Here is a 15168-nt window from a genome sequence, read left to right as displayed (position 1 = left end):
CTTGTTACCATTTATGCTTTAGATGGAGCAGGTGAGGCACTCTTCCACAGACAGCTTTTTGGTGCGTGTGTAGTATAACGATTTAAGTCCTTTGTGTGCGGCGTACAGATAACAACGTGCTAACTGACGCGTAGTCACGTCACTGTTCACATGAAGCACGGTCGAAATTCCTTGGTCCACGTGCGGCTGGATTTCTGCAATCAGATCAAGCACTTTGAACTGATCCATTTGATAAGCGGATTTATAGAAGAACACGTTATCCTTTTGCAAATAAGGCATTGGATAGTAGGTCGTCGAATTGGCATAGGTACGGGTTTCAATCTGCTCAACAATCGGCATGACGCTGGATGTTGCATTTTGAATGTACGAAATGCTAGCAGTCGGCGCAATTGCCATACGATAGGCGTGGTACAGGCCATTTTTCATCACATCTGCTTTTAATTTGTCCCAGTCCGCTGAAGTCGGAACATAGATGCCTTTGAACAGTTCTTGCACACGTGCAGTTGTCGGACGATAATCTGTGTTCAGGTATCGGTCAAAATATACGCCTGTCGCATAATCCGATTCCTCAAATCCATAAAAGCTTTGTCCAGCTACTTTCGCGATTTCCATACTCTTTTCGATGGAATGATAGTTCATCGTCATGAAGAAGGTACGGACAAAGTCTTTTGCTTCATTGCTTTCATACGCAATTTTGTTTTTGGCAAAGTAGCCGTGCAGATTCATAACACCCAGACCGACGGAGTGCATTTCACGGTTCGCTTTCGCAACACCTGGTGCATTAGCTACTTGGGTCATATCGCTGACTGAAGTGAGCGCGATCATACCCTCATGAACAGATTCGCGAATTTTACCATGTTCCATCACATTTACAATGTTCAGAGAAGCCAGATTACAGCTCACGTCCCGGCGGATAGTATCCTGTTGTCCGTAATCTGTAATTTCGGAAGTTTCCTGCAACTGGAAGATTTCCGTGCATAGGTTCGACATCTTGACTTGACCCACGTTTTTAAGAGCATGTGCCTGGTTCGCGTTACTTTTGTTCATGATATATGGATAACCAGACTCCAACTGAATCATGGCAATTTTCGTCAGCATGTCACGTGCGCTCATCGCTATTTTTTTCTTCACCCGATCGTCAGCAAGCAGCGTGTCGTACATTTCATCCAAATCCATGTCGTCCAGATGCGTTCCATAGGCTTTGAACACACTGTAAGGAGCAAATACATGCAGCGGTTCATTATCTTGAGCCAGCTTGTAAAAGCGGTTTGGCACCAGCAATCCAATAGAAAGTGTCTTGAGACGTACTCTTTCGTCAGCATTGATTTTTTTGCTATCCAGGAACTCAAGCACGTCCCATCCGAAAATGTTGTAATAGGCTGCGCCAGAACCTTTACGTTGTCCCATTTGATCTGCGTAGGAGAAGCCGTCTTCCATCAGCTTCAGCACAGGCATAATGCCTTTTGCTGCGCCTTCTACACCCTTAATCGCTTCACCGCGTGCCCGCAGCTTCGACAGGTTAACGGCAACACCGCCGCCAATTTTGGACAACTGCATGCAAGTGTTCAGCACATAGTTGATTGAGTTCAGGGAGTCGTCCATTTCGAGCAGGAAGCAGGATACCAATTCCCCACGACGACTTTTGCCTGCATTTAGGAAGGTTGGTGTCGCTGGCTGGAGACGTTGCTCCATCATCGAGCGGGACAACAGGCGTGCCGTATCGGCGTTACCGCGTCCTAAATGCAGCGCGACAGCAGCAACCCGGTCAGGGTAATGTTCCAGATAGACTTTACGGTCGTTACTCTTCATTGCATAGTCGGTATAAAACTTGGATGCTGCCATATAGGAAGGAAATTTAAAATTATAGCTATGAGTGATATGGAAAATATCATTAATTTCGTCAGCCGTGTAGCTGTTATAGAAATTTTCGTAATAATCATTCTCAATCATATACAGCACTTGAGCGGCTGTGTCAGCAAACTTCAAACTCCGTTCCTGAACTTCCTTCATAAATTCCGCTACAGCCTCTTGGTCCTTTTCCAATTGGAAAAAGCCGTCTGTATCGCGTTTCATCAACATGTTGTTCAATTCAATATGCCGCAACTCGGCTCACCTCCTGTTTAAAACGTTCTACATCTCCGAACGTTCCAGATAATTCAAATTTACTAATTACGGGGACATTATAGTGGTCGGAAATCAAATCCGCACTTTTGGCAAATTTCTCACCCCAGTTACGGTTGCCGCTTGCAGCTACACCAACAAGGTTTTGTGCATTTTTTTTCAAAAAGGAAGATACCCTCTCAGGTATCTGCCCAAACCCGGTTGTATATGTAATAAGTACGTAAGGTTCTTCTATAGTCATTTGCTCCTCAATCTGAACCGCTGGAAGCTTGAGCTTGTTTATAAATCTTTTTACATTGCCGGTCTTGGAATCATATGCAATCAGCATGGTATGCAACCTCCTTAAACAATTAACGAAAAAAGAAAACGGCATTGCCCGAGATCCATCATAGCTGGAAACCCTTGCTGGCTGTGCCATTTAAAATTTTTGACTCTATATTTACATGTATTTTCATACCTGTATCTTCAAGATATCGGGCATAAATACGTTTTTTACACTATATTTAGAGTACATTCTCTATTTTATATCTATATATAGTTTTGTCAATCGGTCTAGAGGGGATCAGCGGACCCAGATCGGGTATAAGTCCAAGCGGGGTACGGAAAAGAGCGAAAGAACTTTTTTTTCGTAAGTATGTTAAAAAAGTATTGGAGTTTTTGAGGGTGAAGATGTACGATTTGTCAATGGGCAATAGAATGGAAAATTTACATTTTACTGTAGAAAGGATGAAGCAGATGGGAAATGATTTTATGGAATTTCAATCGTTTAATATGATCTTTTTTATCGTATTTGGACTCATTGCTATTGTAATGATTATGGGAATTGTCAAAACGATAGGAGCGGGCCTGTCCAATCAAGCAGCCGAACGGATACAACGTTCATGTAAGGTTGTGGATAAACGGACGAGAGTGCGTGGGGGATCAGGCGATTTTTCAGCTTCGACATATTATTATATCACCTTTGAGTTTGACGGGGGTGAGCGTATGGAGCTGGAGGTGAAGGATACGGACTTTGGTATGATTGTGATCGGGGATCGTGGGAAGCTTCATTATAAAGGTACACGTTTTCTGGAGTTTGTAAGAGTAATGGAAGCATAAAGGTGTTGGCGGGGAGTTAGTATTGCCAAAACAAATACATAATTGGAGGGAAGATTACGATGCCGCATATCATTGGAAAACGAATTGTATTGAGAGAATACCGTCAAGAAGATGTACCAGCTATCCGAAAATGGGTCAATGACCCGGAAATCACACGTGGTTTAAGCGACGTGTTTATCTACCCGCATTCACAGGTGAATAGCGAATCCTTTGTGCAGATGATGATTGACGGCAACCCCGAGATCAAAGGTTTTGTCATTGCGCATAAAGACACACTGGACTATATCGGACAACTGGATTTATTCAAAATCAACTGGGTAAATCGGCACGCCACCCTTGGTGTTGTGATCGGGCGTGACGGTGACCTGGGCAAAGGCTACGGACGGGAAGCGATCCGGCTGTTACAAAAATTTGCATTTCATACGCTGAACCTGCATCGGCTGGAGTTGGAGGTCTATGCGTTCAATGAACGTGCACACCGTTGCTATTTGGCATGCGGCTTCAAGGAGGAAGGGCGGCTACGGGAAAAGCTATTCAGGGAAGGGCAACACTATGACATTATTCAGATGGGGATTTTGCGAAGTGAATATGAGGCTGCAGAGCAATCGACGGAATCCTAAGAGTGCAACCACATAAGCTATTTTACTCCGTCAGCTTTCTTCAATTTTTTATGAGTGAAATCACGGGGACTACGCTCATCCTTTTTCTATTAGCTAAAGGACTTTCTTTGCAGAGTGCAAACTTCTTACTAGTTGTATTCTTTGTAAGTATTTTTTTGTTTGAGGTACCCACAGGGGCTATTGCAGATAAGTATGTAGAAGGGCTGAACAGTATTGTCTGTCAGCCCTATAATATTTCATTAAAAGACAAACCCTATTTTTCGCCGTACCACAGTTTCAGGCGATTTTGGATTAGGCCAGTGTAGATTTCTTCAGCTTTTGGCACACCCGCCTGATCCAGCTCTTGGAGCATGCGGTCATACACAGCGTCGAACTGATCTGGCTTGGCGAGTACGGCCTCAGGAATCCGTTTGCGTACAATGTCCTGCGACTTCTGATAAATAACATTGTAATTTGTATTGGTCGGAACAGGCATGTTGTAGGCAGCCCCCCACTCTTTTACCGGAAAATCCTTTTCGTTCGGGAACAGGTCTTTCCACGTCTGGGCTTTGTATGCCTGAAGGGACTCTTTTTCGGCTTGACTATAATTTTCGGTAATCATCTCCGGATAATTGGTTGTGTAATAGTTGCCAGAAGGGTCCTTTACGCTATCGCCGTAATGTGGCCCCCATATCCAGTACAAACCGATACCTGACTCTCTGCTAAAAGAAGCATTATCGGTGTTTTTACGTTGTTGCACATCCGCCGGAATGACTCGTTTGCCGTTCTCTACGTTGTAATGCTGGCCTTCAATTCCCCAATTGCGTAAAATTTGTCCTTCGTCGGAGGCCAGAAAATCCAGAAACTTGATAGCTCGCACTGGATTTTCACATGAGGTTGTAATTCCGATCCCGGATGCGGTATCGAAGCCAATGGGCTGGAGGGAATGATCCTCGTATTTCTCATTTAAAGTGACTGGAAAATGGGCGTAAGTGAATTCATCCTTACCTGCTGCCTTGAGCGCATTTTCGGCATCTTGATAGTTCCATTCCTGATCAATGAGTCCGATGACACGGCCTGCGGCGATTTTGGACTTATACTGATCACTTTTTTGCACAAAAGTATCCTTATCCAACAGTCCTTCATTGTACATATGGTTCAACCAACGGAAATATTCACGTTCTTCTGGGCGCTTGTAGTGAAGAATGGCTTTGTGTGTTTTAGGATCAATATAATATTCGCCATCGTCGGGTCCACCTGTAGCAGTAACAGCCGGGTTAGTCACTGTAATTTGAATTTTCCAGTCTTCGGCATCAAGTGATAGGGGGATGGTTCGCTGGCCATTGGTAGTAGGGTATTTGGCGACATAATCTTTAAGTGCTTTTTCAAAATCTTGAACGGTGCGGATTTTAGGATATCCAAGCTTCTTAAGTGCCTGATGCTGGATTTCGAAGCCGGCTTGTGCATCAAACGCGATGTGATCCACACCCAAATTAGTCGGGATCGTGTAGATGGCTGGATCTTCACTACTATATTTAATACGATTAAAATAGTCTCCATACACTTTCTTAATGTTAGGGCCGTATTTGTCAATGAGGTCGGTTAGGTCAATGAGTGCTCCGGCATCGACCAGCTTGCCAATGTCTGATTTGGGGTACACGAGATCTGGATACTCTCCGCTCGCTGCCATTAAAGCAAACTTTTCCTCGCCTCGGCCATTGACAGCATGTTCAGCATTTAGCGTAACGCCCGTTTTCTTGATAATTTCCTGCCCGACAGCATCCTTCATGTTGTTCCAGTTAGAGCTGGAATCACCGCCAAAGAAAGTAAATGTAATAGGGCTGGTGTCATTAGGATCTTCCTTTTCTGCCTTACTGCTTGTTCCGTTCGCACAGCCCGTTGTAACGAGCAGCAGCAAAGACAGGAGCAGGATGGAGCTCTGACGTACCGACCTGTTCATGAACATTTGCAAATCCCCCTTAATAAGTATGATTTACACAATGTAAGTGCTTTCAATAGTAAATTGTAGGAAATAAAAAACCTCACGTCAAGTTATTTATGATTATTTGTTATGCGGTTTGTTTTTTTATTAAGCAAACATATTTTGGTGGAGGGTGTGGAATTGTACAAATCTATCATTTGATGATCTAAAACAAAGTATGCTACGATGGTACCAGTTTATAGGTACACCCGTGTATTAGAAAGGCTAAGGTAGAAAAAGATTCCGAATAGGGTTGGGTGAGAAGATGCGTGGAAAAGTAACGTTGCAAGAAATTGCGGATGCGGCGGGCGTTTCAAAGTTCGCTGTTTCGCGTGCACTGTCAGGCAAACCCGGTGTAAGTGAAGAGACAAGGGCGGTTCTGGTCAAGCTTGCTGCCCAGATGGGCTATTTTCGCAGTCATCCCAAAATGACAGGGGTAGAGCCTCGGGACACAGATCCCAGAGAATGGTCGGGTACCGTGCTAGTGTTATTTCCGAATATTAGGTACCAGAACAGGGAATCCAGGTACTGGGGGCCTGTATTTGAAGGGATTTCCGAGCGTCTGAACCGTAAGGGTATGGATATGATCACGTTAACGGAGCCCTCGACTGAAGATACGTTTTCTCTACTGAACCCGGAGGCGATTAAAGGGATTATCACAGTAGGAACGATTTCAACTTCGTTGTTGCTGAACATTTATCGGATGGGTATTCCGGTCGTTATGGTAGATCATTGGGATTCTGCATTTTTAAGTGATACGGTGTTTACAGATAATCGCACATGCATGAGTGAATTAATGAAGGACTTGCTGTGCAGGGGCTATACCCGCTTTCAGTTTGTGGGTCATATTGATGACGCTCACAGTTTCTACGAACGCTGGGAAGCTTGTCGTTCCACACTGGAAATGAGCGGAGTAGAATTGCGGCAGAATAAAGCCCTTCTTCACGGAGGAGCGCAGGCGCTTGCTGAGGAAATGGACAAGTTGTCTGAGGACGAACTGCCTGAGGTTTTTGTATGTGCTAATGATGTGACTGCTGCGCAAGTCGTGGATGTGCTGAAAGAAAAGGGGATTGACGTTCCGAGGCGTTGCGGAGTGACCGGGTTTGACGATACGAATGAACAAATGCCGATTTATGCCACGGTGAGAGTGGATAAGGAATTGCTGGGAATGCGTGCAGTGGACCAGTTGTTGTGGCGCATAACGAACCCGGACTCGCCTGTCGAGAAAAAATTGCTACATGCTGAGCTATTCGTACGGGAAGTTCATGCACCCCGGATCAGTCGGGAAAATGATGACCGTGAGCGTTCCATCAGCACAATCACATATAGTTAATGTCCAGGTACGTGTTATGACACCATACACCGTGGAGACGAAGGAGGTCGCTTTTAGCCTGTTTAGGGGCAGAGGGCGACTTTTATTTTGTATTTTGTCATTTGTTCCAAAAAACAATTGACTACTTTGTTAGCTTAATGTTATTTTTGTTATGTTACTGATGAATCCAGATGTTCCCAATCATGCTTATAGGGAGGCTTGTGACGATGGTTAATGTGATAGGGTTGGATGGCTGGAGGTTTAGGGAAGCACAAAGTGATGAGTGGCTCAGCGCGAAAGTGCCGGGTTGTGTGCATACCGATCTTTTACGACATGGCAAAATTCCTGATCCGTTTATCGGTATGAACGAGATGGAGGTACAGTGGATTGATAAGCAGGATTGGGTATATGAAGCCCATTTTGAGATAAATGCAGATCAGCTTCAATGTCAATGTGTAGAGTTGGTGTTGGAAGGTCTGGACACATACGCGGATGTAAAAGTGAATGGTCAATCTGTCTTGTCAGCCAATAATATGTTTCAGGTATGGAGACAAGATGTGAAGGCATTTGTTCAGCAAGGGGGAAATCGGCTGGAAATCAGTTTTCGTTCTCCGATTGCTGAAGATGTACCCAAGCTGGAAAGCTTAGGTTATGGACTCCCTGCACCCAATGATCAGTCCGAGATAGGTGGTTTGTCCGACAAAAAGGTAAGCGTTTTCGCACGTAAGGCTCCCTACCACTATGGTTGGGATTGGGGACCGAGGCTGGTGACGAGCGGTATCTGGAGAGAGGTCCGGATCGAAGCGTGGTCTGGTCTGATCGTGAGAGACTTGTTTATTCGACAGGACGAGGTGAACTCGGTAGGGGCTAAACTCATGGCAGTGGTAGAGATCGAAAATGCAGATGAGATTAGAGATGCCGAGTTGCGTATTTCCGCTGACGGGAAGGTGTGGTCCAAGCCAGTTCGGCTGCTGAAGGGGAAGCAGACGGTGGAGCTGGAGCTGGAGATGAAGAAGCCGAAGCTGTGGTGGTGCCGTGGGCTGGGGGAGCCGCATCTATATACGTTTGTGGCCGAATTGGTGGAACAAGAACAAGGAGCTGTAATCGCGGAAAAATCAGTAAAAACGGGGCTGCGTTCCATCCGTCTTGTACGTGAACGGGATGCAGCAGGAGAGAGCTTTTATTTTGAGCTGAACGGAATTCCAGTGTTTGCAAAAGGGGCTAACCATATTCCGAATGACAGCTTTGTCACTGAAGTTACGATGGAACGATATCGGTATGAAATTGCCAGTGCAGCAGCCTCGAATATGAATATGTTGCGGGTGTGGGGTGGCGGTATTTATGAACAAGACGTATTTTATGAGCTTTGTGATGAATACGGTTTGCTCGTGTGGCAAGATTTTATGTTCGCCTGCAGCATGTACCCAGGGGATGAGGATTTTATGGACAATGTGGCACAGGAAGCCGAGGACAATATCAAGCGGCTGCGTCATCATCCCTGCATTGCCTTATGGTGCGGCAACAATGAGATCGATTCTGCATGGGCGCATTATGAAGAGAACGGAGGCTGGGGGTGGAAAAAGGACTACACACCTGAGCAACGGGAGCGCCTGTGGGATGATTATGAAACGCTCTTTCATCGGATTCTACCGGAGGCGGTACACACTTGGTCTGCGCAGACAGCATATTGGCCCTCCTCCCCACTGATTGACCTGACGAGAGATCGGAACCAGCATGCCCATCGGTCTTCAGCTGCAGGTGATATTCATTATTGGGGTGTATGGCACGCGTCTGAGCCGTTTGAGAATTACCATGTCCATGTGGGTCGTTTTATGAGTGAATATGGTTTTCAGTCCTTTCCAGAATACAAGTCCGTTCGTACTTATGCGGAAGAAAAGGATTTGGAGCTGGAATCTGCGGTGATGCTGGCACATCAGAAGAACAGCGCAGGCAATCGTCTGATTAAAGAATATATGGAGCGGTACATGCGAGAGCCAAAGGATTTTACAAGTTTTCTTCCCATGAGCCAAATTTTACAGGCAGAAGCAATGAAAGTAGCTATAGAGGCGCATCGTCGTCACAAGCCTTATTGCATGGGAACATTATACTGGCAAATGAATGACTGCTGGCCCGTTGCCTCCTGGTCGAGTATGGACTATTTTGGTCGTTGGAAAGCGCTCCAATATACGGCTAAGCGCAGCTTTGCCGATGTGCTGTTGAGTGCAACAGATACAGGACAGGGGAATAAGGCCCTGCATCTGGTCAACGATACACTAGAGCCGATATCAGGAACGCTGCGGCTGACGCTTTTGCATATCCGTAGCAGCCAGGCTATTCGTGAAGAAAACGTTAAGGTAAATCAACCAGCAGGCGGTGCAGGAATTGTACATATACTGCCTATCGACAAATGGCTGAGTGGCCTGAAGCGGGCGGAGCATATGCTGGTCGCGCGTCTGACGCAGAATGGTGAACAGGTGGCCTCTGGTGAAATTTATTTTGCAGACACAAAAGAGATGGATTTACCGCAGGCGAAAATTGAAGTGACAGAGATTCAGGGAAGCGGGGGCAGCAGATTCATGCTGTGTTCGGATATACTTGCTAGACACGTGTGGCTATCGGCAGAGCAGGAAGGTATTTTCAGCGACAACCATCTGGATCTGGCTCCTGGTATTCCAAAAACAGTGGAATTTTTGGCTTTGCGCAACGGTGCCTCAGTATTTGAGGCAGCTGCGCCGGGTACATTGACAGTACATTCATTGGTCAATTGGATACAAGGTTAGACAGAAGTAAAAGCTTATCCGTCTTTAAGTAGATGATGGATAAGCTTTTTTTATAATATAAATTTATTTTATGATATGTAGAGCGTTTTCATAATGTTAATATACATAACAAAAGAGGGTTTTCGACTTAAGTGATAACAGATCATTTGTAAGAAATCTATCTATTTAGCATCTAATTTTGGTAGAATAGGTTCAAAGTATAATCAAAGCCGCATTAAAACTGACATCGCGAGTATGCTTAGTGTTGAGCGAAGCCCTATAGAGAGGGTCATGAAAGCATTAGGCGGCAGGGGGAGAGGACATGATGCGAAAGAGCTGGTACAGGAGATTGCTTTTTTCCTATTTCCCGATTTTTATGTTAACGGTGTCGATCCTCATTTTTTTATCCTTCCTGATTGTAAACGAAATATCGCGCAATGAAACTGGAAAGGCGAATCGGATTACAACCGGATTTGTGATGGACAGTGTGGAGAAGTCGCTGACAAAGGTAGAAATGGACGTATTAAGCGAGGCGGAGACGAACAAGAGCTACAGTTCTTTTCTGAATGGGCAGGCGCAAAGTGGCAGCACGATGCTGTATGGGCTGGTTGGAAGCCTACGCGCGCTTAAGGATAATCATGAACTGGTACATTCCGTTTATATTTATCGAACGAAGGATCACACGGTGTTAACGAGAAGTGGACTTCAGGATGCTTCGACATTCGGTGATTATCCGTATATTGAGCAGGCTCTTCGGTCGGAGGATCGGCAGTGGTCACCTGTGCGGGAATGGACGGAGCCGGGAACACATACGTCAGAACGTGTAATTTCGATGCATAAGCGCCTCCCGTTGCCTTTTGGAGGACAAGGGCTGCTGGTAATCAATATCGGTGTGTATCCGTTGCAGCAAATGATTGGTCAAATGACGAATCCGACAGTTTCCTATCTGGTGATTAATGATGCTAGCGGTCAAACCATTTATCCAGCTGCATCCGGTACAAAAGATGCTGTAAAAGCAGAGGACGGGCAGCAACTGACTCATCTGATGTCCCCCCGGCTGGGATGGAGTTTTGAAAGTGGTATTCGTGCCGGACAGTTGTTCGAGTGGGTGTCTGTTATCTCTTACGTCTGGATTGTAGTTGGATTGGCTGTTGTTATATTAGCGGTGATCTACATTATTTATGTGACCCGCAGAAATTACAGGCCAATTCAGCTGATGATGCAGCGTATTCAACAACTGCCCAGCCGTCCGGGTGAGGAAAACAACAAGGACGAGCTGTGGATGATTGATCATGCGTTGCAAAGTCTGATTCGGCAAACGATTGATTATGAACAGCAGGAGCATGCGAATATACTCATTCGGCGGCGGCAGCTGTTCCTTGATCTTATGGAAGGTACAGGCACCGAAACGGTAGAGCTTCGGCTGAATGATCTTTCTCCTTTTGCGGATGGCGGGAAGAGAGGTGTTACTCTGGTTTATGCTGTCATGGTGGTAGAGTTGCACGATCTGGATCTGCCACAGACAGCAGACGGTAGCAGACGTTTAGAGGATCATGGGGGCGAAGATCAGCGTTTAAGCCTGTCGTTGCTTGGTGTGGTACAGGAACTAGCAGCTACCTATGGATGGCAGGGCTGGGCAGAATGGATGAGTCGTAAAAGAATTTCCATTTTATTGCGGAAAGAGGTAGATGATGGGGAAGGCTTACTGGGTGTGAAGCTGCAAGAAATGGCACAAACAGGCTGTGAGTGGCTGCATGGGCATCTGGGTGTACAGCTCACGATTGGGATAGGCGGTCAGATTCATGAGTTGGCGCATGTTCAGGATTCCTATCGGTCCGCCATTTCTGCTCTGCGGTACCGGTTAACGCTTGGAGTGCGTGATATTGTAACCAGTGAACAGGTTCCGCAGGCCGATGACATTCCATTATACTCCTATTTGCCGCTGATTTCGGAGACAATTCGTTCTTTTCGGCTAGCCAGCCACGATTGGCGTGTACAGCTGGAAGGACTATTTGGGGCGATGGAAACAGACAAGCTGAAGGATGGAGATATTTTAACGGTAATGCAGTGGCTGCAAGAACTGCTGGAACGAGAAATGCGTGAGATGAAGGATGTATCGGGGGCACTGGATCGTTATTTTAACGGGCCGGAAGCAGAACGATGGAAATCTGAGGTCGAGTCTGCTTCTTCATTGGCTGTGATGCATACGCTGATGTTGGAGCACATGACCACTGTGTATCGGACTTATGTTGCCGCCAGTGAAACCAAAAGCTACCGGGCCATGGTTAGCGAGATGAAGCAATATATTGAAGAGCACTATACGAATCCGGATTTATCGTTAAATCATTTGAGTGAACGTTTTGATGTGTCACCTAAATATGCCAGTCATCTGTTTAAAACAGAATTTGATATGAAATTCGTCGATTTTTTGACTCGACTCCGTATGAATCATGCCCAGCAAATGCTGTGTAATACGACCGAAACGGTTCAGCATATTGCGACTCAGGTTGGTTATGCCAATTCGATTACCTTTGGGCGGGTATTTAAGCGGGTAGTCGGCGTAACGCCGGGAGATTATCGCAAGCTGAGATTAAAACCGGAGGATTCATTAACAGGGGGAGCGCTATAGGCGCTCGCCTTTTTTGTTTTTTTCATTAAAAGGGGGAGTAAAGCGCGTCAGTTTATGGGGCGGAATTTAGTTTATTGCGGCACAGGTGTTCAAATGCGATACTTATGTCCATATCTTGAACCTACAGGGCGTCAACAGCCGATGTATTGGCAGGCATGATGGCGAACCGGAATGACGGAGGATGGCTATGGCGGACATGTATGTACAAAAGCAACACAGGGATGAGCCGAAGGCTTCCGGCTGGGCCGCAGGCATTGATGTTGGCGGGACGAAGACGCTGATCTGTATCGGCACAGCGGAACAGCAAGTAGTGGTGAGGCATAAATTTCCGACGGTTCATACGAAGGATGCCCATTTTTTCTTTGAGAGTCTATTCGAGGAGCTGGAACATTGTCTAAAGCAGGAAGGCTTGTCGCTGGCACAGTTAAAAGGCATAGGTATCGGTTTCCCCGGTGTGGTAGATAACGATAGCGGAACGATTACCCACGCCCCGGCAATTCCATGGAGTGTTCAAGATCGTATACATGGCGACAGTACGCATGGCGGTAATGCGCATGAAAGTATACGATCTATCGTTGCACACCGATACAGTGGTCGCTTGGTGCTGGATAATGATGTGAATATGGCTGCTTTGGGAGAACAATGGTTAGGGGTAGCTCGGGGATTACGGCATGTGATGATGATAACGGTGGGAACAGGTATCGGTTGTGGCCTTATTTTAAATGGAGAGATGTATAAGGGAGCCGCAGGCGGAGCAGGTGAAATGGCTTATTGGATTGCAGGCGAGGAACAGGCACGGCAAGCAGCAAAACAGAAGGGGACGGATGAGTTCGGTGTGTTCGAATCTTTAACATCGGGGACGGCGATAACGCGCAGTGTAAAATCAGCACTCGCCTCTGGCATACCAGGTACACACATGATCCGGCTAGCAGGAGGAAACAGGGACGAGGTAGGGGCGAGACATGTATTGCAAGCGGCGTCCGAAGGGGATGTAGAAGCACAGATGATTTTGGAGCCTGCGCTAGTGCATATGGCGATGGCTTTGACGAATGTGATCAGCCTGCTGAACCCGGAAATGATCGTTGTAGGTGGCGGTGTAGCAGAAGGTAACACGTATTATTTGGATGAAATTCGGCAAAGAGTAGCCTTATGGACGGATATTCCTTGTACTATTGTACCTGCTGGTCTGGGGAATGAAGCCGGGGCCATCGGAGCGTTGGCTACGATTCTGGGCAGCTCGGTACGCTAAACAACAGGGAGGTTTCCAGATGGTAGGCTCACAAATGCTGAAGCTACGAAGCTTCTATTTGTTTATTGGCTTGGCAGGGGGCATGTTTAATCCATATTTGACACTACTGCTGGTTCAGAATGGATTGACGAGCAGCAGTGTCGGTGTTCTGATGGCGATTGGTACGCTGGTATCCATTTTGGTTCAGCCGATATGGGGAATTATTGTGGATCAATATCGTCAAATGCGGCTGGTGCTCATTTTGAGTGTAGCGGTTCCGGGGATTATGGCTGTATGTTATCAGTCGGAGCGTTTTGTTCTGATGGCGCTTGTGTATTCCACTATGGCAATATTTACGGCAACGCAGGCGCCGATTGCGGATTCCTATGCGATTGTGGCGGCCAAGAAGGCAGGAACGACCTATGGCAGTATACGATTTATGGCAAGTATAGGCAATGCGGTGGGCGGTTACGCCGGGGGGCTATTTGTATCGCTGTTATCTGTGACTATGATGTGGGTACCTTTTTTGGTGCTGAACAGTCTTGCGGCCCTGACGGCGCTGGCGTTGCCGAAAAATACGGAGGAAGATCTCGTGCTGCGCAAATCGTTTTCGGACGGCATTGGTCAATTGATACGCAACAGGACATTTTTAATATTTTTGGGGGGCAGTTTTTTAGTAAATCAGACGTTAACCGCATTCAACACCTATTTCGTATTGGCCTTTAAGATGTCGGGAGGACTTACGAATTTGGTCGGGGTTGCTCTGCTGATTGCGTCCATTACGAATGTCCCCTCCATGCTGCTCGCTTCACGAGTGATTCGAAAGATTGGGTTAGAGAGAACTCTTTTGCTAGGAGCAGTCGCTTATATGATTCGATGGGGAATTCAATTAGCTTTTCCCGACCCTACCGTTATGATTGCTGTGCAGGTGCTGCACGGATTGTCATTTGGTTTTTTCTACATCGCAGCGGTCGAGTATGTTTCACATGTAACTGAAAAGGATATGCAAGCGACCGGACAAAGCGTGTTCAATATGGTATTTGCCGGGCTGGCAGGGATTGTAGGTAATTTGTTAAATGGCTTTCTTCTTCACGCTGGAGGGCCGCAATTAATGAACCTGGCGTGTCTGATCAGCGCAACCTTGGGGGCATTAATGATGGTTTATGTATCACGTAGCCGTAAGGATGGGAAAACAGGGAAGGTACGCAAGCTATCCATGAGCCTCCCTTCAGAGACTTCACAGTAGGAGTAGTGACGTTAGTATTTCATTGAAATTAACAAAATGTAGTGTGAGCATCGAATCCCTGATGAGGGTGAGGATGCTCTTTTTTTCGTGCGAAAAACTTTTAAATCACGTGATATGGAACTATAGCTCACACGAAACGAACAAAGAAAATGGTTTATTCACAGGAAAATAGTGATTTTTAATAAGAGTAAGCGC

Annotated in this window: 10 protein-coding genes; 7 read left to right on the top strand and 3 right to left on the bottom strand. The window is 46.2% G+C overall.

Annotation, left to right across the window (positions count from 1 at the left end):
- Positions 1–18 precede the first annotated feature (18 nt).
- Together nrdE and nrdI are read right to left on the bottom strand one after the other, a co-directional pair.
- Positions 19–2103 (bottom strand): class 1b ribonucleoside-diphosphate reductase subunit alpha, encoded by a 2085-nt coding sequence (gene nrdE, locus MKX30_RS12260; RefSeq protein WP_023988084.1) that lies wholly within the window; start codon positions 2101–2103, stop codon positions 19–21.
- Positions 2090–2449 (bottom strand): class Ib ribonucleoside-diphosphate reductase assembly flavoprotein NrdI, encoded by a 360-nt coding sequence (gene nrdI, locus MKX30_RS12255; protein WP_053325185.1) that lies wholly within the window; start codon positions 2447–2449, stop codon positions 2090–2092. The genes nrdE and nrdI overlap by 14 nt, the downstream gene beginning before the upstream one ends.
- 407 nt (positions 2450–2856) lie before the next feature.
- Between nrdI and MKX30_RS12250 the strand changes: the two genes are divergently transcribed.
- Positions 2857–3219 (top strand): DUF2500 domain-containing protein, encoded by a 363-nt coding sequence (locus tag MKX30_RS12250; RefSeq protein ID WP_081326397.1) that lies wholly within the window; start codon positions 2857–2859, stop codon positions 3217–3219.
- 59 nt (positions 3220–3278) lie between these two features.
- Positions 3279–3839, top strand: a complete 561-nt coding sequence (locus MKX30_RS12245; RefSeq protein ID WP_069080072.1) for a GNAT family N-acetyltransferase — start codon at positions 3279–3281, stop codon at positions 3837–3839.
- A 253-nt stretch (positions 3840–4092) separates the two neighbouring features.
- Here MKX30_RS12245 and MKX30_RS12240 read toward each other — a convergent pair whose 3' ends face one another.
- Positions 4093–5784: an ABC transporter substrate-binding protein gene (locus MKX30_RS12240; protein WP_069080071.1), complete on the bottom strand. Its 1692-nt coding sequence runs from the start codon at positions 5782–5784 to the stop codon at positions 4093–4095.
- A 280-nt stretch (positions 5785–6064) separates the two neighbouring features.
- Here MKX30_RS12240 and MKX30_RS12235 point away from each other — a divergent pair, with 280 nt between their 5' ends.
- The 5 genes from MKX30_RS12235 to MKX30_RS12215 all read left to right on the top strand — a co-directional run bounded on the left by MKX30_RS12235 (position 6065) and on the right by MKX30_RS12215 (position 14973).
- Positions 6065–7132 (top strand): LacI family DNA-binding transcriptional regulator, encoded by a 1068-nt coding sequence (locus MKX30_RS12235; RefSeq protein WP_025723495.1) that lies wholly within the window; start codon positions 6065–6067, stop codon positions 7130–7132.
- 206 nt (positions 7133–7338) lie between these two features.
- Positions 7339–9891, top strand: coding sequence for a beta-mannosidase (locus MKX30_RS12230; protein ID WP_341062855.1), 2553 nt, complete (start codon positions 7339–7341; stop codon positions 9889–9891).
- Positions 9892–10192: 301 nt separating this feature from the next.
- Positions 10193–12499, top strand: a complete 2307-nt coding sequence (locus MKX30_RS12225; protein WP_341062854.1) for a helix-turn-helix domain-containing protein — start codon at positions 10193–10195, stop codon at positions 12497–12499.
- 187 nt (positions 12500–12686) lie between these two features.
- Positions 12687–13748, top strand: a complete 1062-nt coding sequence (locus MKX30_RS12220; protein WP_341062853.1) for an ROK family protein — start codon at positions 12687–12689, stop codon at positions 13746–13748.
- Between the two features lie 19 nt (positions 13749–13767).
- Complete coding sequence (locus MKX30_RS12215) at positions 13768–14973, top strand: MFS transporter (protein WP_075154049.1); 1206 nt, start codon at positions 13768–13770, stop codon at positions 14971–14973.
- The last annotated feature ends 195 nt before the right edge of the window (positions 14974–15168 follow it).

It is taken from the genome of Paenibacillus sp. FSL P2-0173, assembly GCF_038008045.1.
In the GTDB taxonomy this organism is placed as follows: Bacteria; Bacillota; Bacilli; order Paenibacillales; family Paenibacillaceae; genus Paenibacillus; species Paenibacillus polymyxa_B.
Note: the sequence above shows the minus strand (reverse complement) of the source record. Positions and strands in the feature narration are given on the sequence as shown.